Source organism: Mesorhizobium sp. RSR380A, assembly GCF_054719385.1.
Map to the genome: position 1 here is coordinate 75,372 of NZ_JBTTIB010000001.1, position 20,382 is coordinate 95,753.

Here is a 20,382-nt window from a genome sequence, read left to right on the forward strand (position 1 = left end):
GGATTTAACTGGCTTTTTTGAGCTGCGCCTCACGCGCCGCCCGCAGCCTGGCGAAATCGTCACCGGCATGATGCGAGGAGCGCGTCAGCGGGCTCGACGCCACCAGCAGGAAACCCTTGGTCTTGCCGATCGTCGCGAAGGAGCTGAATTCCTCCGGCGTGACGAAGCGGATCACCGGGTGGTGCTTCTTCGACGGCTGCAGATACTGGCCAATGGTCATGAAGTCGACATTGGCCGAGCGCAGGTCGTCCATCAGCTGCAGGATCTCGTTGCGCTCTTCGCCGAGGCCGACCATGATGCCGGACTTGGTGAAGATCGACGGGTCGAGCTCCTTGACCCGCTGCAACAGCCGGATCGAGTGGAAATAGCGAGCACCCGGCCGCACCGTCAGGTAGTTCGACGGCACGGTTTCGAGATTGTGGTTGAAGACATCGGGCTTGGCCGCCACGACGATCTCCAGCGCGCCCTCCTTGCGCAGGAAATCGGGCGTCAGGATTTCGATCGTGGTCAAGGGCGTCGCTGCTCGGATCGCCCGGATAACCTCGGCGAAATGCTGCGCGCCGCCATCGGCGAGATCATCGCGGTCGACCGAGGTGATGACGACATGGGTCAGCCCCATCTGCTTGACGGCATGCGCGACACGCGCCGGCTCATCGGCATCGAGCGCGGTGGGAATGCCGGTGGCGACATTGCAGAAGGCACAAGCGCGCGTGCAGATCTCGCCCATGATCATGAAGGTGGCGTGCTTCTTTTCCCAGCACTCGCCGATATTGGGGCAGCCGGCCTCTTCGCACACCGTGACCAGCTTGTGCGACTTCACGATCTCGCGGGTTTCGGCATAGCCCTTCGACATCGGCGCCTTGACGCGGATCCAGTCGGGTTTGCGCAGCACGTCCTGATCAGGCTTGTGTGCCTTCTCGGGGTGCCGCAGGCGCGGCGCGTTGGCGATCGTGTCGAGGACGGTGACCATCTCAAACCTGACTTGTTGGCGTCTGCCCGTCGGCATTCGCCCTTCTGACGTCATCTAGGACTTTTCGGTGCAAAGAAAAAGGCCGCGGCGGCGCATGCCGCCACAGCCTTTTTCGCATAGCGGGGATCCAGAGCAATTCCAGGAAAAGTGTGACACGGTTTTCCGTCCGGAATTGCGTCAGAAGAACGAGATAAAACGGCGAGCCGTTTTATCGGCGAATGAGCCGCCCGGCAAAGATCAGCAGGCAGGCGCCGATGAAGCCGGTGATCAGGTAGGCGAGCCAGCCGACACCGAAGGGTTCGATGTTGAGCGCCCTGAGAATTGCGTTCAGCACCACCGCGCCGACAATGCCCATAATGATGTTCATCAAGACGCCGGTATTGCTCTTCATGACCATCTCGGCCAGCCACCCGGCCAAACCGCCGATGATGATGGCCGCAATCCAGCCCACGCCATTCACGTCCATATGCCAACTCCTCCAGTGTCAGGTGAAAATGCATCCGGAAACGAACTGTCTTGCCGTAAGGTTCCTCCGGCGCATGCGTCTGAGTCTCGCGGCACCAATTTATCACGCGTTGAGCGCACGGCCATAGGCATCGAGCACGCTTTCCTTCATCATCTCCGACAGCGTCGGATGCGGGAAGATGGTGTGCATCAGCTCTTCCTCGGTGGTCTCCAGGTTCATCGCCACGACAAAGCCCTGGATCAGCTCCGTCACCTCGGCGCCGACCATATGCGCGCCGAGCAGCTGGCCGGTCTTCTTGTCGAAGATGGTCTTGATGAAGCCCTGGTCCTCGCCAAGCGCGATCGCCTTGCCGTTGGCGCCGAACTGGAAACGGCCGACGCGGATGTCCTTGCCTTCGGCCTTCGCCTTGGCTTCGGTGAGCCCGACCGAGGCGACCTGCGGGTTGCAATAGGTGCAGCCCGGGATCTTCAGCTTGTCTGTCGCATGCACGCCGGGGAAATTGGCGATCTTCTCGATGCAGACCACGCCTTCATGCTCGGCCTTGTGGGCGAGCATCGGCGGTCCGGCGACATCGCCGATAGCGTAGATGCCGGGAACGTTGGTCTTGCCATAGCCGTCAATGACGACGCAGCCGCGATCGGTCTTCACGCCGAGCGTCTCGAGGCCGAGATTATCGATGTTGCCCTGCACGCCGACGGCCGAGATCATGCGGTCGGCGGTGATCTTCTCGACCTTGCCGTCCTTCATCTCGACATGGGCGGTGATCGAGTTGGCACCCTTCTCGACCTTGGTCACCTTGGCCTCGAGGATGATTTTCATGCCCTGCTTCTCGAACTGCTTCTGCGCGAATTTCGAGACCTCGGCATCCTCGACCGGCATCACCGCCGGCAAAAGCTCGACCACCGTCACCTCGGCGCCCATGGTGCGGTAGAAGGAGGCGAACTCGATGCCGATGGCGCCCGAACCCATGACCAGCAGCGACTTCGGCATCTCCTTCGGCACCATCGCCTCGAAATAGGTCCAGATCAGCTTGCCGTCCGGCTCGATGCCGGGCAGCGCGCGCGGCCGGGCGCCGGTGGCGAGAATGATGTGCTTGGCGGTATAGGTGCCCTCGCCCTTGACGCCCTTGGGCACCGGCGGCTGCGGCTCCATCGGCTTCTTCGCCGTCTTGGAGACGACGATTTCACCCGGCTTGGAGAGCTTGGCTTCGCCCCAGATAACGTCGACCTTGTTCTTCTTCATCAGGAAGGCGACGCCGCCATTGAGCCTCAACGACACTTTGCGCGAGCGGTCGACGACAGCGGCCGTGTCGGCGCTGACCTTGCCGCCTTCGAGCTTCAGGCCGTAGTCCTTCAGATGATCGGAATAGTGCATGATCTCGGCCGAGCGCAGCAGCGCCTTGGTCGGGATGCAGCCCCAGTTGAGGCAGATGCCGCCGAGATGCTCGCGCTCGACGATCGCCGTCTTGAAGCCGAGCTGGGCGGAGCGCACCGCCGTGACATAGCCGCCGGGGCCTGAGCCGATGATTATGACGTCGTAGGATTCAGCCACGGGGTTTCTCCCTGATTTTCTCTAGAGTTCCAGCATCACACGCACCAATGGCGCCAATGCGTCACCTATATTGCGCGTATTTTCGGCATCGAGATGGACCCCGTCGATCGGTGTGGTCTCGGCCACCGTGCCGGCATCGAAAAAGCCGCAGCCGGCCTCGTCGGCGAGCGCGGAATATTGCGGCGCCAGCCGCTTCGAGGCCTCGTCGCCGCCGGCAAACATTTCCTTGAATTCGGCATTGTCGGTGCGGCTGACCGCTGGTGGCGCGACGATCAGGATTTGCGGCGCGGCCCAGTCGAACGGATAATCGTGGCCGCGCACGATGTCGATCAGCCGTTGCACCCCCTGCTTGGCCGCGACCGGATTGCCGTGGATCCAGGGCTTCATGTCGTTGGCGCCGAGCATGATGATGATCAGGTCGAGCGGCGCATGGCTGGTCAGGATCGTCGGCAGCACCTTGGCGCCATTGCGGTCGGCACCAGCCAGGTGATCGTCGAAAGCCGTGGTGCGGCCGTTCAGACCTTCGGCAATGACTTCGATATCATCGTCGCCCAACGCCGCCTTGAGCACGCTCGGCCAGCGATCTTCCAGCGCATGACGCCCGAGGCTCGCCGCGTCATAGCCCCAGGTCAGGGAATCGCCGTAGCAGAGGATCGTCTTCATGCACCCGCACCTGCCTCCGCCCTAAGCCCGCGCCGCACGCGCCATCCCACGAACAGCCACTGCACGATAACCGTGGCGATGCTTGGCAAAAACAGACCGGCGACAACGGGGAGATCGCCCGACCACTGGGCTTTGCCAGGCGCCTGCGAGAAGGTCCAGGCAATCAGCCCGATTCCGGCCAGCACGAACAACGAAACCCCAACAAGCCCCGTCAGGTTTATCGCCCTTTGCGGGTTTGGCACGAACTGCGCGATGAAAAACGCCACGGTCGCAACGATGGTGACCAGCGCCGAAACCATGAAGACCAGGATGTATTCGGAATTCGCATTGGTGACGATTGCCAGCCACAGCGCCACCAGCCCGCCGGCCAGGCCGGAAAGGATCAGGGCGAAAAGGCTGGTGACGAATTTCCGCACAGCCTTTTTCCTTCCTAGACCAGCATGCCCATCGGATTTTCGATCATGCGCTTGAAGGCGACCAGAAGTTCGGCGCCGAGCGCACCGTCGACGGCGCGGTGATCGGTCGACAGCGTCACCGACATGATATTGGCGATTCTGATCTCGCCATTCTTGACCACCGGCCGCTGCTCGCCGGCACCCACCGCCAGGATCGTCGCATGCGGCGGGTTGATGACGGCGGCAAAGTCCTTGATGCCGAACATGCCGAGATTGGAGACAGCCGTCGTGCCGCCCTGATATTCCTCAGGCTTCAGCTTGCGGCTGCGGGCACGGCTCGCCAGATCCTTCATCTCGTTGGAGATAGTGGACAGTGTCTTTTCGTCGGCGTGGCGGATGATCGGCGTGATCAGGCCGCCGGGGATCGACACGGCAACGCCGACATCGGCGTGCTTGTGCTTGACCATGGCGCTTTCGGTCCACGACGCATTGGCATCCGGCACCGCCATCAGCGCCATCGCCATCGCCTTGATCACCATGTCGTTGACCGACAGCTTGTAGACGGGCACTTCGCCCTTGTCGGTCTTCTTCATCGGAGCCGCCGCATTGATCTGTGTGCGCAGCGCCAGCAGCGCATCGAGCTCGCAGTCGAGCGTCAGGTAGAAATGCGGGATGGTTGTCTTGGCCTCGACCAGGCGGCGCGCAATGGTCTTGCGCATATTGTCGTGCGGGACGAGCTCATAGGACCCTTCGGCAAACAGCTTCAGCACCTGTTCGTCCGACATCGCCTTGGGTGCCGCAGCCGGAGCCGCAGGTGCCGGAGCGCCGGCAGGTGCGGCTTTCGCGGCCGGTGCAGCCTTGGCGCCACCGCCGGCAATCGCCGCCTCGACATCGGCCTTGACGACACGGCCATGCGGGCCGGTGCCACTCACAGCGGACACATCGACGCCGGCGTCCTTGGCTATGCGCCGCGCCAGCGGCGAGGCGAAAGTGCGCTCGCCTGACGATTGGCTGATCTCCCCCCTTGTGGGGGAGATGGCCGGCAGGCCAGAGGGGGGCGCGACAGACTGAGAGGTCGGCGGGACAGCGCCCCCCTCTGTCGACTTCGTCGACATCTCCCCCACGGGTAGGGAGATTGACGCCTTATCCTGGTTGGCATCGGCTTTCGCGGGCGCGGCATCGCCACCACCCTTTGCCGCCGCCCCTGCATCCTCGCCTTCGCCGGCGAGAATGGCGATCAGCGCATTGACCTTGACGCCTTCGGTGCCGGCCGGAACGACCAGCTTGGCGACCGTGCCCTCATCGACGGCCTCGACTTCCATCGTCGCCTTGTCGGTCTCGATCTCGGCGATCACGTCGCCCGGCGAAACCTTGTCGCCCTCCTTGACCAGCCACTTGGAAAGATTGCCCTCTTCCATCGTGGGCGAGAGTGCCGGCATGGTGATGTTGATTGGCATAGTTACTCTCCCTGCAAGCCAGCCGGGCTAACCACGGCAAGTTCTAGACGTTTGCCTTTGAATTCCTTGCCAATCGATCGGGCCAAGAAGAAATTCAAACAAAGGAATGATGCTACAAGCCCAAGGCATGCTCCCCCAACAGAGCTCAGTACCTGAATTGCCTCATGGCGAAGTCCAAAAAAACCGCCAATGAACCCAATGACGAACCCAACAATCGCGCCAGCAACAAATCCACAAGCGATACTAGACAGGAAGCTCCGCCAAAATAGAGACCAAGCTATTCTCCTCACATCTGCCATCGTCGCCATTTCTGCCTCCCCCGCAAGAAAGACCGTCAGCGATACGTGACGGCTTTGACCGCCTCTATGACCTCGCCGACATTGGGCAAAGCCAGCTTTTCGAGGTTCGCCGCATAAGGCATCGGCACGTCCTTGCCGGCGATGGTGATGACCGGCGCGTCGAGGAAATCGAAGGCGCGCTGCGAAACCTGGTTGGCGATGTGGTCGCCGACCGAGTTCTGCGGGAAACCTTCTTCCACCACGATCAGGCGGTTGGTCTTTTTCACGGAGGCAATGACGGTGTCGAGGTCGAGCGGGCGGATGGTCCGGAGATCGATGATCTCGGCATCGATGCCCATGCCGCGCAGTTCGGCTTCCGCCTTGATGGCATAGGTCATGCCGATGCCGAACGAGACGATGGTGACGTCCTTGCCCTGCTTGTGAATGCGCGCCTTGCCGATCGGCAGCACGAAATCATCGAGCTTCGGCACGTCGAAGGACTGGCCGTAGAGGATTTCGTTTTCAAGGAAGATGACCGGGTTCGGATCGCGGATCGCCGCCTTGAGCAGGCCCTTGGCGTCGGCAGCCGTGTACGGCATCACCACCTTCAGGCCGGGAATATGGCTGTACCAGGCGGCATAGCACTGCGAATGCTGGGCGCCGACGCGGGCGGCCGCACCGTTCGGTCCGCGGAACACGATCGGTGCGCCCATCTGGCCGCCCGACATATAGAGCGTCTTGGCCGCGGAGTTGATGATCTGGTCGATCGCCTGCATGGCGAAGTTGAAGGTCATGAACTCGACGATCGGCTTCAGGCCGGCCATCGCCGCACCGACGCCGACGCCGGCAAAGCCGTGCTCGGTGATCGGCGTGTCGACGACGCGGCGCGGCCCGAATTCCTGCAGCAGCCCTTGCGTGATCTTGTAGGCGCCCTGGTATTCCGCGACCTCCTCGCCCATGACGAAGACATCGCCGTCGCGGCGCATTTCTTCAGCCATGGCATCTCGGAGCGCTTCGCGCACCGTGGTCGAGACCATCTCGGTGCCGGCGGGAATATCCGGATCGGCGGCAGGTTTGGCCGCCGGAGCGGCGGGAACTGCCTTCGGAGCCTCGCCGGCATCCTGGGGAGCCGCTTTTGTACCTTCCTCGGCTGCATCGGTCCGCTGACCGCCAGCGGAAACGGCATCCTGGGTGGAGGCAGGCTTGCCGCTCTTTTCGACATCGCCTGCACTTTCACCGTCCTGCAGCAACACGGCGATCACCGCGTTGACCTTGACGCCTTCGGTGCCGGCGGGAACCACGATCTTGCCGATCGTGCCTTCATCGACGGCTTCGACTTCCATCGTCGCCTTGTCGGTTTCGATCTCGGCGATGACATCGCCGGCGACGACCTTGTCGCCCTCGTTCTTCAACCATTTGGAAAGATTGCCCTCTTCCATGGTCGGCGAGAGAGCGGGCATGAGAATTTCGATCGGCATGTCCTTGCCCTCCCGTTACAATACGATGTCGGTCCAGAGCTCGGACGGATCCGGCTCTGCGTCGTGCTGGGCAAATTCGGCGGCGTCGGCGACGATGTCGCGGACTTCCTTGTCGATGTTCTTGAGTTCGTCCTCGGTCGCCCACTTCTTGGCCGTCAGCCGCGCCTTGACCTGCTCGATCGGATCATGATCCGAGCGCATCTTCTGCACTTCTTCCTTGGAGCGGTATTTCGCGGGATCCGACATCGAGTGACCGCGATAGCGATAGGTCTGCATCTCGAGGATGATCGGACCGTTGCCGGCACGGCACCATTCGGTCGCCTGATCGCCGGCGGATTTGACCGCACGCACATCCATGCCGTCGACCTGAATGCCGGGAATCTTGAACGAGGCGCCGCGATGCGAAAAATTGGTTTCGGCCGACGAGCGCGACACCGAAGTGCCCATGGCGTAGCGGTTGTTCTCGATGATGTAGATCACCGGCAGCTTCCACAGCGAGGCCATGTTGAAGCTTTCATAGACCTGGCCCTGATTGGCAGCGCCATCGCCGAAATAGGTCAGCGACACATTGTTGTTGTCGCGGTAGCGGTTGGCGAAGGCGAGACCGGTGCCGAGCGAGACCTGCGCGCCGACAATGCCGTGGCCGCCGTAAAAATGCTTCTCCTTGGAGAACATGTGCATGGAGCCGCCCTTGCCCCTCGACAGGCCACCACGGCGTCCGGTCAGCTCTGCCATGACGCCCCGCGGTGACAGTTCCATCGCCAGCATGTGGCCATGGTCGCGATAGGCGGTGATCATCTGGTCGCCGTTGATCAGCGACATCTTCATGCCGGTGACGACCGCTTCCTGCCCGATATAGAGATGGCAGAAGCCGCCGATAAAGCCCATGCCGTAGAGCTGGCCGGCCTTTTCCTCGAAGCGGCGGATAAGCAGCATGTGCCGGTAGGCGGCAAGCTCCTCGTCCTTGGTGAAGTCGGCCGGCTTGGGGGCGGAAAGCCCGGTTGATTTGGCGGATGTCGATTTAACGGATTTGGCAGGCGCTTTTTTGGCGGCGGTGGCCATGCATCACTCCCTGTTGGCGTCTCTTTGCGGACACTAAAGCAGACCATGTCTGCTCCGGGGAGGATCAGCTCCTCCCCACCGATTGGAAGGAAGCTAACATGCGAGACCGCGTTTCGCCATGCAGAAAAACGCATGGCTGGCATGCATCTAAATGTCTAGAATCATTGGAAATAAAAGCGATTAACCTAAATTAGGTTATTTCGAATTGGCCGGCAGCATGATGGTGATTTCATCGGGCTGGGACAGATTGAGCGCCCGGCGTGCCTGCTCGTCGAGCATATCCTTTTCAAGCGTGCCCTCATGCATCAGCTGGACGCGCCGCTCCAGATCGACCCGGCGCGCCTTGATGGCATCGTACTTGGCCTGCAATTCGATGCTCTGCGCTTCGAGCTGATATTTGGAATTGATGCCGAACTCGCCATGATAGGCATGGAAGCCGAAATAGGCCAGGAACGCCACGCAAAGCGACGGGATGATCAGCCGGCCGGTGTTTCTCTGCTTGTGCTGGCGTGTCCACATGGTCGCAATCCTCTGACCTGTCTATCTCGCCCGATTGTGCTTAATGGACGGTTACGGACAGGTGCATTAGCCAGCGCCCGCAACGAAAAAGGGCGGGAAAATCCCGCCCTTCGTCGTTTTCGCCAGTTCGGCAGAATTTAAGCTTTGATTACCGACTTGCCGGCGTAGCGCGCCTGCTTGCCGAGCTCTTCCTCGATGCGGATCAGCTGGTTGTACTTGGCCATGCGATCCGAGCGCGACAGCGAACCGGTCTTGATCTGCCCGCAATTGGTGGCGACGGCGAGGTCGGCGATGGTCGAATCCTCGGTTTCGCCCGAACGGTGCGACATGACGGCTGTGTAGCCTGCCTTGTGCGCGGTCTCGACAGCGTCGAGCGTTTCGGTGAGCGAGCCGATCTGGTTGACCTTGACCAGGATCGAATTGGCGACACCCATGCGGATGCCGTCGCGCAGCCGCGCCGTGTTGGTGACGAAGAGGTCGTCGCCAACCAGCTGCGTCTTGTTGCCGATCAAATCGGTCAGGTACTTCCAACCCTCCCAGTCGTCCTCGGCCAGGCCGTCCTCGATCGAGATGATCGGATAGTCGGCGGCGAGCTTGGCCAGGTACTTGGCCTGCGCCTTGGGATCGCGGGTCTTCTTCTCGCCCTCATAGACGTAATTGCCGTCCTTGAAGAATTCGGTCGCCGCACAGTCGAGACCGAGCGCGATCTCTTCGCCCGGCTTGAAGCCGGCCTTCTCGATCGATTCCATGATGAAATCGAGCGCCACCGGCGCACTCTTCAGATTGGGCGCGAAGCCGCCTTCGTCGCCGACATTGGTGTTGTGGCCGGCATCCTTGAGCTTCTTGCGCAGCGTGTGGAAGATTTCCGAGCCCCAGCGCACGCCTTCGCGCAAAGTCGGCGCGCCGACCGGCAGGATCATGAATTCCTGGAAATCGATCGGATTGTCGGCATGCGCTCCGCCATTGATGATGTTCATCATGGGCACCGGCAGCAAATGCGCCTTGGTGCCGCCGACATAGCGGTAGAGTGGCAGGCCGGCGGCTTCCGCTGCCGCCTTGGCGACCGCCAGCGAAACGCCGAGAATGGCGTTGGCGCCGAGCCGGCTCTTGTTGGGCGTGCCGTCGAGCTCGATCATGGTCTGGTCGATGTGGATCTGGTTTTCGGCTTCCATGCCGCCGATCGCCTCGAACAGCTCGCCATTGACGGCCTCGACCGCCTTGAGCACGCCCTTGCCGAGATAGCGGGCGCCACCGTCGCGCAGTTCGACGGCCTCATGCGCGCCGGTCGACGCGCCCGACGGCACCGCGGCGCGGCCCATCGAGCCGTCTTCGAGGACGACGTCGACCTCGACGGTCGGATTTCCACGGCTGTCCAGGATTTCACGCCCGACAATGTCGATGATGGCGGTCATTGCGATGTCCCCGATTGATCGATTGAAAGCGTCGCGCCCCTCTTAGCCAAAGTGCCGCAAAAGGCAATCAGGAATGGCATGAAATAATGGTGACAGTCGCCCCATGCGCTCAGGCCGTGGTGCATGGGCGACGCCATCTGAACGCAAACAGCCCGCCCTGACGTCATATGTCTGGCGCGGCATGGGGCGGGTGCCCCTCCCCTTTGATCGCGGCAATCCCTTATCACAAAATACCAGGCGGCACGCAAACTCCAGCAGATGCTTCAAAAGAGGCTACCGCCAACGTGACAAACTTCACAATGCAGAGAATTCGAAGATGTTAGGGTCACATCTACAACGCGAACTATTTGGCGACCACAGTGAAATCAACAAACTTGAACTCTTTGGGGAGGCGGCAATGGCAGCGATTTCAGGCACTGGCTGGGAACTTCTTATTAGCCGCCAAGTCGAGCATACGAGGGGCACCAGACGCAGGACAGTTGGTACCTATAAAGTCTTTCACAACGGCACGGCAGTAACGGGTCTATCGGGGTTCGTGTGTGAATCTCGCGGCCCAGGCGACAATTCCAAAGAAGACAATGGCAGGCGCATCGAGCCCGGCACCTATCCACTGGCGACGCAGGCCGGAGGCAAATATGTGACCATCGGCTACACTGGCGGCAAGACGCCACCCAAACCTGGACTCGAACTGCTGAAGACCAACAAGCGCACCGAAATCCTGATCCATCCGGGCGTCAATTTCCTGTCCAGCGTCGGGTGCATCAATCCGACGAAGAAGGTGAGCGGTCCGCTTTCCGACATGGATTTCACGGAGAGCCGGACACGCGTAATCGCCCTCATCGACGATCTGAAAACCTTTGCCGGCGGTGGCTTCCCGAAAAGCAACGGCAAGCGAATTCCCAATGCTTCGGTGGTCGTCGAAGGCGAACCGGTGCTCTCGACCGAGAGTGTCGAGAGCGTGCTCGAAGCCGTTGCGGGCGATCCGAACAAGGGTTTGCCAGCAGCGGTCTTCCAGAAATTCGCGCCGAGACCGGCAAGCGGTTCCAAGCGAACAATCTATGACGGTTACATCGGCGCCTTTACCTCCGACAAAGGCCTCAAGACACTTGGCGATCATGGCGTGTGCAACAACTATGATCGGCTGATGCATTTCTTCGCTCAAGCGGCGATGGAAACCGGTGGCTTCACCCTCATTCGCGAATCCCTGACCTACACGACCGTGGCGGCAATCCGGAACGCATGGAGGTCGCGAGCCGCGGGCAAGACGGATCAGTGGATCAAGGACAACCTGCTGCGCAAGCCGCAAGCCCTGGGCGACTGGGCCTATGGCGGCCGCATGGGCAATGTGAAGGGAACGTTGGACGGCTTCAATTTCCGCGGCGGCGGCACGTTCCAGACCACCGGGCGCGACGCGTACACGGCCAAGGGCAAGCTCGCCAAGGTTGACCTCGCCAATCATCCTGAACTGATCGAGGATCCGCAGACTTCGCTGCTCGCAGCTTGCGCCGAATGGAAAGGGTCAGGCTGCAATGCCTTTGCCGATGCCGGCCTGATCAAAAAGATCTCGCGCGCGATCAACGTCGGCAACGCCAATTCCGCCACGCAGGCCAATGGCGAAGCGGATCGGATCGCCTGGCACGAAAAGGTTTTCAAGGCGGTGAAGAATGCCGGACTCCTCGGCTGAGCATGCCTCGGATCACGTTCGACAACACCACGTCATCATAATTCAGAGATAACAATCTCTGTGTCGACTAGGATGGTGATGCGCGGGGCGAAACAGGAGGAGTTTCGCCATGTCCGAGTTGAGCGGTATCGTGAGTTTGTTCCTGATCGCGGCGGCGTTCCTGACGTCCTGCGATACGCAGCAGCCGCCCAGGGCGGCGACGCAGCTGTCTACGCTTCATGCAGCAGAATAATTTAGAGACTGTCGGGTTGCACTGAAAAGGCCCCCGTTTCGGAATTCGGGGGCCTTTTCACGTCAGGCGTCAGCGCAGCTGATCAATGCCAATACGGCGTGACCTTGTAGTAATCATAGGAAGCATCACGTGCGGCCTCGCCATCGGCGCCGGCCAGTTCATTGATCGAATAGGCGGGTGCTGCCTTCAGCTGCTCCTTCGAGAACGGCACGACATAGCCGCCCTTGTCCTCGTCATAGTCGAGGCTCGCCCACGGAATGGCGTGATACTTCTCGCCAATGCCGAGAAATCCACCGAACCCGATCACCGCGAACATGATGCCGTTCGACGTCTTGTCGAGCATGATGTCCTCGATGCTGCCGATGCTCGTGCCCTCGGTGTTGTAGACCGACGTGCCGATGACGCGCGAAGCGGCGATTGCTTCGGTGTGGCCTGTTTGGGTGGTCATGGCTGATGCTCCTCATGTCATTGATCTATACTTTGACAATGAGGTGCGCGGGCGAAAGTTCCCGTTTTTTCGAGCGGGCGGTTACTCCGCGAGGATGAACGTCACCTTCATGTTGACGCGATACGCCGCGATCCTGCCGTCCTCGACGACGATCTTCTGGTCCTGGATCCAAGCGCCTTCGACGTTCTTCAGGGTTTTGGATGCGCGCTCAATCCCCTTCTCGATGGCGTCCTGAAAGCTCTTTTTCGACGACGACGTGATTTCGGTGACGCGGGCGACGGACATGGCTTCCTCCTGCCAAGACGCTCATTTGCAGGAGCGAGCCTACAGCCGGCTTATGCCTTCCACAAGCAGGGCAGCGCGCGCGCCATAGCCGAAACCATCAGCCTCGGTTCAGGTCAGCAGCATTCTTGGCGATGCGGTCGAATGCCATCAGTCTTTCGAGCAGCGCCGGCATGTCCTTCAGCGGCAGCATGTTGGGCCCGTCGGAGGAGGTCGAATTGTCGGGATCCTGGTGGGTCTCTATGAACACGCCGGCGACGCCGACGGCGACGGCAGCCCGCGCCAGCGTCTCGACAAAGCGGCGCTCACCACCGGAGGAACCGCCCTGCCCGCCCGGCTGCTGCACCGAATGGGTGGCGTCGAAAATCACCGGCGCGCCGATCTCGGCCATCACAGGCAAAGCCCGCATGTCCGACACCAGCGTGTTGTAGCCGAAAGACGCGCCGCGCTCGGTGGTCAGCACATTGAGGTTGCCCGAACCGGTGATCTTGGCCACCACGTTCTTCATGTCCCAAGGCGCCAGGAATTGCCCCTTCTTGACGTTGATCACCTTGCCGGTCTTGGCGGCGGCGACCAGCATGTCGGTCTGGCGCGACAGGAAGGCCGGAATCTGCAGCACATCGACATGGTGTGCGACGATCGCGCACTGCTCCTCGGTGTGGACATCGGTCAGAATGGGAACCGAAAATTCCTTGCGCAACTCGTCGAACACCGGAAGCGCCGCGTCCATGCCGGCGCCGCGCGTTGCCGACAGCGAGGTGCGGTTGGCCTTGTCGTAGCTGGTCTTGTAGACGAGGCCGATGCCGAGCTTGCCGGTCAGTTCCTTCAGCGCGCCGGCCATGTCGAAAGCGTGCTGGCGCGATTCGAACTGGCACGGGCCGGCGATCAACGCCAAGGGCCCGCTATTGTCGAAGACGACGTTGCCGACGGTTACCGACGAATTCGGCGCCAGCGAATTGGGCCATTGCGGCTTGCTCATGGGGTCTCCCGGAAGATGAAAGCCGCGCCCTGTCCGGATGCCGGCTGCACGACGATTTCGTTGCCCGCTATATCGTGCCCGACGGCGTTGTCTGCAAGCAGCCTCGCGACAGCGCCGACACTGCGGACTGAAAAGACAATCGCGGCGAAGCGAACTCTTGTCGGCGCACCGGCCGGAATGTCGAAGCGCGCGGTGAAAGCCGCAGGATCCAGAACGGTCAGATGCGCATTCGGCAGGTCGAAGACCGCGCTGCTCTGCTGCTCCGAGCCAACCACTGTCGAGATCAGGCTGATCTGTGTGGAAGGCGCGTCGCTGACCGCGACGATTTCGGCAATGCCGGTCACGCCGTTGGCATGGGCCTGCAGTGCCGAACGGTCGATTTGAGGGGCGTTGATCCGCTCGCAAGCGAACAGAAAGGCGTCCGTCGTCTCGGCGCCGGCGGCGAAAGCCAGTTTGAACGAGGCCATGTCGCTCTTTCCGGCCGTGTCGGTGAAGGCGCGGGAAAAGCTCAGCACGTCTCCCGCCGACAGGCCGGCTTTGATAAAGCGCGCATGGTCCGCATCGGCATCATCGGTGGCCAGCACCACGGCGGAAAAGCCCTCATCGCCCAGGCTGGCGCGATAGAGCCGGTCGCGGGCGACAAAGACATTGCCGCCGGCGATCGCACTCGCTGCCACCTGTTCATTCCCAACCGCCAGCGGTTCGAGATAGGTGCCGTCGGCAAGGAAGACGCAGCAATTTTCGGTGCCGAAGGGATGAACGCCGGTTGGCGCGACGATGAAGCCAAGCGATGTCAGCCGCGCCCGCGCCACGGCGAGGCTCGCCGTCGGCAGCACCAGATGGTCAAGCGGATGGGTCGTGCTGGTCATGCCGGCGCGGTGTGCATCATTCCCGAAATTGGTTCAAGGCCTCTTGCCGGCCCGATCAGGCCGTCGCCACGATATCGGCCGAATAGCGCAATTCACGCAAGGGTTTGACCCGGCTGGTCGTCTCGGCATAGAGCGGGTGCGCCTTGTATGCGGCAAGCGCGGCATCGTCCTCGAACTCGGCATAGACGACCACGTCGATCGCATCCGACAGCGGATCGACCTTGGTGTTGAGCGTCACCTCGAAGAGGCTTGAATGCGGGATCTTGCCCAGTGTGAGCAAGCCCGTGCGCACGGCCTCGACATCGTCCTTGCGCCGCGCGCTGAAGAAAACGATATGCCGGATCACGCCTGCCTCCACGTTCGATTTGCGGCATGTTTTGTGTGAGCGGGACCGTCGCGTCAACCGCCACGATGTCGCGCCCGGCAATGCCGGCAGGCGACTTTGCAGAGGCGCAAAAAGCTAGGCTTTGCCGGTGACGTAGCGCACGACGCGCGACATCTCCCTGACCGTCGTGTCGAGATAGCGGCCCTGATTGTAGAGGCCGTCCCAGATCAGGAAAAAGGCGATGGCGACGATGACGATGACATAACGCATGGCTGAAACTAACGTATGTGGCTGTTCGTAACCATAGCGATTTCGCCGAGGGCCGCGCTCTCCCGCGGATTCTGGCCTCAGGCCGGCAAGCTGGGCCAGCGCCGCACGAAGCTTGCCTCTTGAAGTTTCGGCCAATGCCATGGAAGATTGTGGCGAAAATTCACGCGGGCAGCGGCATTCGCGCCTGGCGAATGAAAAGTGGAGGATGTGGGGGCCGGCAGATCTTGCGCCGCCCCGCGGAAGTCCAGGGGGGTGTGAGATGGCTGTCAGGGAATACAAAGGCATCGGCGACGCCATCAGGCTGGACGAACTCAATTTCGCCGAGATGGTCAAGGGCCTGCCGGCCAAGGCGCGCATGGTGCTGTCGGCGGCGATGAAATTGCCGCGCGGTTCGCTGAAGGTGAGGATGCCGGATGGCCGGGCGGTGCTTGTCGGCGGCAATGGACCCGGGCCGGATGCCGAACTGGTGTTGAAGAACTGGCGCCTGCCCGGCCGTGCCTTTTCCGGCGGCACCATCGGCGTTGCCGAATCCTACATGGACGGCGACTGGGAAAGCCCTGATGTAACCAGCTTCCTCGAATTGTTCGTCGTCAACTCGGCCGTTGGCGAACGCATTGCCGGCGGCGCCAGCTGGCTCATCAACACGGTCCAGCGCATCCGCCACTGGTTCAACGAAAACACCCGCACAGGCTCGAAGCGCAACATCTCGGCGCATTACGATCTCGGCAACGCCTTCTACAAGCAATGGCTCGATCCCAGCATGACCTATTCGTCGGCGCTCTATGCGACCGGCGCCAACGACCTGGAAAGCGCTCAGGCCGCCAAATACCGCGCGCTGGCCAAGGATACGGGTATCGGCAAGAAGGACCATGTGCTCGAGATCGGCTGCGGCTGGGGCGGTTTTGCCGAATTTGCCGCGCGCGAGATCGGCTGCCGCGTCACCGGCCTGACCATCAGCCGCGAACAGCACGATTTCGCCAAGGCGCGCATCCAGAAGGCGGGACTGTCTGACAAGGTCGACATCAAGCTGCAGGATTACCGAGACGAAACGGGCACTTACGACCGCATCGCCTCGATCGAGATGTTCGAGGCGGTCGGCGAAAAATATTGGCCGGTATTTTTCGGCAAGATGAAGGCATGCCTGAGGCCCGGCGGCACCGCCGGCCTGCAGATCATCACCATCAACGAGGCCGCCTACGACACCTATCGGGCGCGGCCGGATTTCATCCAGCGCTATGTCTTCCCAGGCGGCATGCTGCCGACGCCGTCGATCCTGAAGACGCTGGGCAGCGACCATGGCCTTGCCCATCTGCGCGAGCGCGTCTTTCCGGACGACTATGCCCGCACGCTTGCCGAATGGCGCAACCGCTTCTGGGCGTCGTGGGAAAAGATCGTCCCGCTCGGCTTCGACGACCGCTTCAAGAAGCTTTGGGAATTTTATCTCCACTATTGCGAAGCCGGCTTTAGAGCCAGCTACATCGACGTGCGCCAAGTGGTCTACAAAGCCTGATCCGAAGCGTGATTGAGCGGGCGTATGCCCGCTCGTTTTCCCTGTTAGCTGCACGTTGCCTCAAAGCAGGATGCGATACTTCGCAAACCCGGATTCGCCCTCGCCGGCCGGCTCGATCTTGAGCGATTTCACCCCAGATATGAAATCCTTCGCTTTGGGGCCGGTCTCGAACACGACGCTGGTGCCGGGCAGCGGCGTGAACGACCAATTGTCGTCGGCCGAGGGGTTGATCGTGCCTTCGCTGACGACGTAGCGCACGATCACGTCGCGGTTGGTGTCCGGCGCCTCGTAGATGATCTTCGAGGCATTGATGTCGGGGAAATTGCCGCCACCGCCGGCGCGGTAATTGTTGGTGGCGACGACGAATTTCGCTGCCGGATCAATAGGCTTGCCGTCGAAGCTGAGGCCGACGATGCGGTTCGAGCCGGCATTGGCGACGCCACCCTTGGCATCGTATTTTGGCGGCTGCGACAGGTCTATTCCGTAGCTGACGCCATCGATCACATCGAAATTGTAGGACGGGAATTCGGTGTCGATGAGCGCCTGGTCGGCCTTGCCCGGCTCGATCTTCCTGAAAATGCCGGCCGACATTTCCAGCCATTCCTTCACTTGCGCGCCGGTGATTTCGACGGCGCGCACCGTGTTCGGATAGAGATAGAGGTCGGCGACGTTCTTGATGGCGATGTCGCCCACCGGCACGTCGGTATAGTAGTCGGCGCCGTTGCGCCCGCCGGCCTTGAAGGGTGCTGCCGCCGACAGCAGCGGCACATCCTTCCACTGCGTGCTTTTTAATATGTCCTTGAGGTACCAGCTCTGCGCCTGGTTGACGATCTGCACCGACGGATCGTCGGCGACCAGCGCGAAATAGGAATAGAGCGGCGCCGAGGTCTTGCCGACCGGTCGGCGGACATAGGCAAGTGTCGCCTCATGGTCCGCCTTGAGCGCATCGACGACGCGCTGGTCGTCCGCCACCGTCGGCTTGTTTGCCTTGTCGACGCGCTCGTAGATCGGCCTTGCCTCAGATGTGGCCGAGGCTACGCGCCATTTCGATCCGTCCCGTTCCAGAAGCAGATCGATCAGTCCCATATGCGAGCCCCAGAAACCGCCCATCACGGCGGGCTTGCCCTGCAGCGTGCCTTTCTCGGTGTCGACGCCTTCGAGCGCCTGAAAATCCTTCTTGCCGGGGAAGACCAAATGCTGATGGCCGGTGAACACCGCATCGATGCCTTCGACGCCGGCGACGAAGAAGGAGGCGTTCTCCATGCCGTCGCCCTGCTTGATATCGATGCCGGAATGCGAGAGCGCGATGACGATGTCGGCGCCCTCCTCCTTGATCTGCGGCACCCATGCCCTGGCCGCCTCGACGATGTCGCGCGTCCTGACATTGCCTTCCAGGTTCTTCAGGTCCCAGACCATGATCTGCGGCGGCACGAAGCCGATGATGCCGATCTTGATCGGCTGCTCGACGCCCGACCCGTCCTTGATCTTCTTGTCGAGGATGACATAGGGCTTGAGGTAGAGCTTGTCGTCGCGCGGGTTGGCGGCAAGCTCGGTGCCGCGGATCAGATTGGCGCAGACGAAGGGGAAATTGGCTCCGCCCAGCACCTTGTCGAGGAACGACAGGCCGTAATTGAACTCGTGATTGCCGAGCGTCGAGCATTCATAGCCCAGCAGGTTCATGCCCTTCATGATCGGATGCAGATCGCCTTCCTTGAGGCCCTTCTCATAGGCGATGTAATCGCCCATCGGATTGCCCTGCAAAAGATCGCCATTGTCGATCAGCATCGCATTGGTGGCTTCCTTGCGCACCGCCGCGATCAGTGAGGCCGTCCGCGACAGGCCCATCGTGTCGTTGGCTTTGTCTGCGTAGTAGTCGTAAGGCAGCACATTCACATGGATGTCGGTGGTCTCCATGATCCTCAGATGCGCCTGATTGGCCTGCGCGCGGGCGGAAAACGGATGGAGCATGATCAGCGCCCCGCTGGCGGCCGTACCGGCAAGAAAACTACGGCGGGAGACGGGGTAATTGAGATGCGGCATTGGTTTTCCTTCCCAGCGACGTGACAAGATCCCAGCCCCGAGCGGAAGCTTCGCGCCGAAAACCGGCCATGTCCATCGGGAAGTCAGTCGATCAGCTAAAGGTGACGGTTGGATGAATATCCTTGGCCGCGGTTGAGAACCTCAGCCCTTGTTATCATCGCCCTGGGTGATCAGCCGCGCGCTGCGCTGGCCGGTGAAATAGATCCATAGCCAGCTAAGCGACACCGAGAGCCGGTTGCGAAAACCGATCAGGAAGTAGATATGCGCCACGCCCCACAGCCACCAGGCAAGCCATCCCGTGAGCTTGATCGAGCCGAAATCGATCGCGGCTGCCCACTTGCCGATCGTCGCCAGGTCGCCGGCATGTTTGTAGCGGAAAGGGCGCGGCGCGCTATCGCCGGCCAGCCGCGCCCTGATCGTCGCGGCAACATGCTTGCCCTCCTGCTTGGCCGAGGGCGCCACGCCGGGCACCGGTTTGCCGTCCGGCCGCAAGACATGCGCGGTGTCTCCGATGACGAAGATTTCAGGACTGTTCGGCACGGTCAGATCGGGCTCGACCATTGCCCTGCCCGCCCGGTCCACCGGCGCGCCCAGCCACTCTCCCGCGGGTGAAGCCGCCACGCCGGCGGCCCACAGGATGGTTCGCGCCGGCAGATGCGTATCGCCAAAGACGACGCCTTCGGCATCGAGGCGCGTGACGGCGCGGCCAAGCTCGACCGTGACGCCCCGCCGCTCCAGCGCCTTGCGCGCATAGTCGGACAGCTTTGGCGCGAAATTGGCTAGGATCCTGTCTCCGGCCTCGACCAGCACCACACGCGCCTCACGCGTGTCGATGTTGCGGAATTCGCCGCGCAGCGTTTCATGCGCGAGTTCGACAATGGTGCCGGCAAGCTCCACGCCGGTCGGGCCGCCGCCGACGATGACCAGTGTCAGCAGTGCCTGGCGCTTGGCCGGATCGGTCTCGCGCTCGGCCTGCTCGAAGGCGAGCAGGATGCGCCGGCGAATGGTGGTTGCATCTTCAAGCGTCTTCAGCCCGGGCGCGAAAGGCTCCCATTCGTCGTGGCCGAAATAAGCATGACGCGCGCCGGTGGCGAGCACCAGCGTGTCGTAGGGAACAGAACTGCCGTCCTCAAGCAGCACGCATTTGCCTGGACGGTCGACGCCGGTGACGTTGCCGAGCAGGGTCGTCACGTCCTTGCGCTTGCGCAGCAGATGACGGATCGGCCAGGCAACTTCCGAGGTCGCCAGCGAGGTGGTCGCCACCTGGTAGAGCAGCGGCTGGAAAAGGTGATGGTTGCGCTTGTCGATCATGGTGATGCGCACGGGTGCGCCGGCCAGCGCCCGGGTGAGTTCGAGACCGCCGAACCCTGCGCCGACGACAACGACATGATGGCTGGTTTCACTCATCGCATTCACCCCTGTTTGTCTCCCTTTATCTAGTGATTTTTGTGCACCGCAACAATGTCGCGGCGCGCTAGACTGCCGCGCGTAA

At 61.6% G+C, this 20,382-nt stretch carries 22 protein-coding genes; 3 read left to right on the plus strand and 19 right to left on the minus strand.

Annotated elements, in window-relative coordinates; genetic code table 11:
• Positions 1-4: 4 nt before the first annotated feature.
• The 11 genes from lipA to eno all read right to left on the minus strand — a co-directional run bounded on the left by lipA (position 5) and on the right by eno (position 10,251).
• Entirely contained in the window at positions 5-970 is a 966-nt protein-coding gene (gene lipA / locus ACYG9Z_RS00360; protein ID WP_023668921.1) for a lipoyl synthase, read from the minus strand.
• Positions 971-1,178: 208 nt separating this feature from the next.
• Positions 1,179-1,436: a GlsB/YeaQ/YmgE family stress response membrane protein gene (locus tag ACYG9Z_RS00365; protein WP_023668920.1), complete on the minus strand. Its 258-nt coding sequence runs from the start codon at positions 1,434-1,436 to the stop codon at positions 1,179-1,181.
• A gap of 102 nt (positions 1,437-1,538) precedes the next feature.
• A complete protein-coding gene (gene lpdA / locus ACYG9Z_RS00370) occupies positions 1,539-2,987 on the minus strand; it encodes a dihydrolipoyl dehydrogenase (RefSeq protein ID WP_023668919.1) in 1,449 nt (482 codons plus the stop codon).
• Between the two features lie 21 nt (positions 2,988-3,008).
• On the minus strand, positions 3,009-3,650 hold the full coding sequence (locus ACYG9Z_RS00375) for an SGNH/GDSL hydrolase family protein (protein WP_023682555.1): 642 nt from the start codon (positions 3,648-3,650) through the stop codon (positions 3,009-3,011).
• On the minus strand, positions 3,647-4,066 hold the full coding sequence (locus ACYG9Z_RS00380; RefSeq protein WP_023752292.1) for a hypothetical protein: 420 nt from the start codon (positions 4,064-4,066) through the stop codon (positions 3,647-3,649). The genes ACYG9Z_RS00375 and ACYG9Z_RS00380 overlap by 4 nt, the downstream gene beginning before the upstream one ends.
• 14 nt (positions 4,067-4,080) lie before the next feature.
• Positions 4,081-5,502, minus strand: coding sequence for a pyruvate dehydrogenase complex dihydrolipoamide acetyltransferase (locus tag ACYG9Z_RS00385; protein ID WP_023752293.1), 1,422 nt, complete (start codon positions 5,500-5,502; stop codon positions 4,081-4,083).
• Between the two features lie 2 nt (positions 5,503-5,504).
• Positions 5,505-5,810 (minus strand): hypothetical protein, encoded by a 306-nt coding sequence (locus ACYG9Z_RS00390; protein WP_023714177.1) that lies wholly within the window; start codon positions 5,808-5,810, stop codon positions 5,505-5,507.
• Between the two features lie 26 nt (positions 5,811-5,836).
• The gene (locus tag ACYG9Z_RS00395; protein WP_023682558.1) at positions 5,837-7,258 is read right to left on the minus strand and encodes a pyruvate dehydrogenase complex E1 component subunit beta; all 1,422 of its coding nucleotides are present in this window, start codon (positions 7,256-7,258) and stop codon (positions 5,837-5,839) included.
• Between the two features lie 15 nt (positions 7,259-7,273).
• Positions 7,274-8,320, minus strand: a complete 1,047-nt coding sequence (gene pdhA, locus ACYG9Z_RS00400) for a pyruvate dehydrogenase (acetyl-transferring) E1 component subunit alpha (protein ID WP_023682559.1) — start codon at positions 8,318-8,320, stop codon at positions 7,274-7,276.
• 195 nt (positions 8,321-8,515) lie between these two features.
• Positions 8,516-8,839 (minus strand): FtsB family cell division protein, encoded by a 324-nt coding sequence (locus ACYG9Z_RS00405; protein WP_023748672.1) that lies wholly within the window; start codon positions 8,837-8,839, stop codon positions 8,516-8,518.
• Between the two features lie 137 nt (positions 8,840-8,976).
• Positions 8,977-10,251, minus strand: coding sequence for a phosphopyruvate hydratase (gene eno / locus ACYG9Z_RS00410; protein WP_023688446.1), 1,275 nt, complete (start codon positions 10,249-10,251; stop codon positions 8,977-8,979).
• Between the two features lie 103 nt (positions 10,252-10,354).
• Here eno and ACYG9Z_RS00415 point away from each other — a divergent pair, with 103 nt between their 5' ends.
• Together ACYG9Z_RS00415 and ACYG9Z_RS00420 are read left to right on the plus strand one after the other, a co-directional pair.
• On the plus strand, positions 10,355-11,935 hold the full coding sequence (locus tag ACYG9Z_RS00415) for a glycoside hydrolase family 19 protein (protein WP_198020717.1): 1,581 nt from the start codon (positions 10,355-10,357) through the stop codon (positions 11,933-11,935).
• A 109-nt stretch (positions 11,936-12,044) separates the two neighbouring features.
• Positions 12,045-12,167, plus strand: coding sequence for a hypothetical protein (locus ACYG9Z_RS00420; protein ID WP_023682563.1), 123 nt, complete (start codon positions 12,045-12,047; stop codon positions 12,165-12,167).
• Between the two features lie 82 nt (positions 12,168-12,249).
• Here ACYG9Z_RS00420 and ACYG9Z_RS00425 read toward each other — a convergent pair whose 3' ends face one another.
• The 6 genes from ACYG9Z_RS00425 to ACYG9Z_RS00450 all read right to left on the minus strand — a co-directional run bounded on the left by ACYG9Z_RS00425 (position 12,250) and on the right by ACYG9Z_RS00450 (position 15,340).
• Complete coding sequence (locus tag ACYG9Z_RS00425) at positions 12,250-12,615, minus strand: PRC-barrel domain-containing protein (RefSeq protein WP_023668909.1); 366 nt, start codon at positions 12,613-12,615, stop codon at positions 12,250-12,252.
• An 81-nt stretch (positions 12,616-12,696) separates the two neighbouring features.
• On the minus strand, positions 12,697-12,900 hold the full coding sequence (locus ACYG9Z_RS00430) for a dodecin family protein (protein ID WP_023668908.1): 204 nt from the start codon (positions 12,898-12,900) through the stop codon (positions 12,697-12,699).
• Positions 12,901-12,997: 97 nt separating this feature from the next.
• A complete protein-coding gene (gene kdsA, locus ACYG9Z_RS00435; protein ID WP_031244139.1) occupies positions 12,998-13,876 on the minus strand; it encodes a 3-deoxy-8-phosphooctulonate synthase in 879 nt (292 codons plus the stop codon).
• Positions 13,873-14,745: a VOC family protein gene (locus ACYG9Z_RS00440; protein WP_023752296.1), complete on the minus strand. Its 873-nt coding sequence runs from the start codon at positions 14,743-14,745 to the stop codon at positions 13,873-13,875. The genes kdsA and ACYG9Z_RS00440 overlap by 4 nt, the downstream gene beginning before the upstream one ends.
• 55 nt (positions 14,746-14,800) lie before the next feature.
• Entirely contained in the window at positions 14,801-15,091 is a 291-nt protein-coding gene (locus ACYG9Z_RS00445) for a Dabb family protein (protein WP_023696086.1), read from the minus strand.
• A 114-nt stretch (positions 15,092-15,205) separates the two neighbouring features.
• Entirely contained in the window at positions 15,206-15,340 is a 135-nt protein-coding gene (locus tag ACYG9Z_RS00450) for a hypothetical protein (RefSeq protein ID WP_023688440.1), read from the minus strand.
• A 259-nt stretch (positions 15,341-15,599) separates the two neighbouring features.
• On the opposite strand from ACYG9Z_RS00450, the gene ACYG9Z_RS00455 reads away from it, so the two are divergent.
• A complete protein-coding gene (locus ACYG9Z_RS00455) occupies positions 15,600-16,850 on the plus strand; it encodes an SAM-dependent methyltransferase (RefSeq protein ID WP_023743028.1) in 1,251 nt (416 codons plus the stop codon).
• A 60-nt stretch (positions 16,851-16,910) separates the two neighbouring features.
• On the opposite strand, the gene ACYG9Z_RS00460 is transcribed toward ACYG9Z_RS00455, so the two are convergent.
• The gene (locus tag ACYG9Z_RS00460; protein WP_023743029.1) at positions 16,911-18,890 is read right to left on the minus strand and encodes a bifunctional 2',3'-cyclic-nucleotide 2'-phosphodiesterase/3'-nucleotidase; all 1,980 of its coding nucleotides are present in this window, start codon (positions 18,888-18,890) and stop codon (positions 16,911-16,913) included.
• Between the two features lie 141 nt (positions 18,891-19,031).
• Complete coding sequence (locus tag ACYG9Z_RS00465) at positions 19,032-20,297, minus strand: NAD(P)/FAD-dependent oxidoreductase (protein WP_023752297.1); 1,266 nt, start codon at positions 20,295-20,297, stop codon at positions 19,032-19,034.
• Positions 20,298-20,382 lie beyond the last annotated feature (85 nt).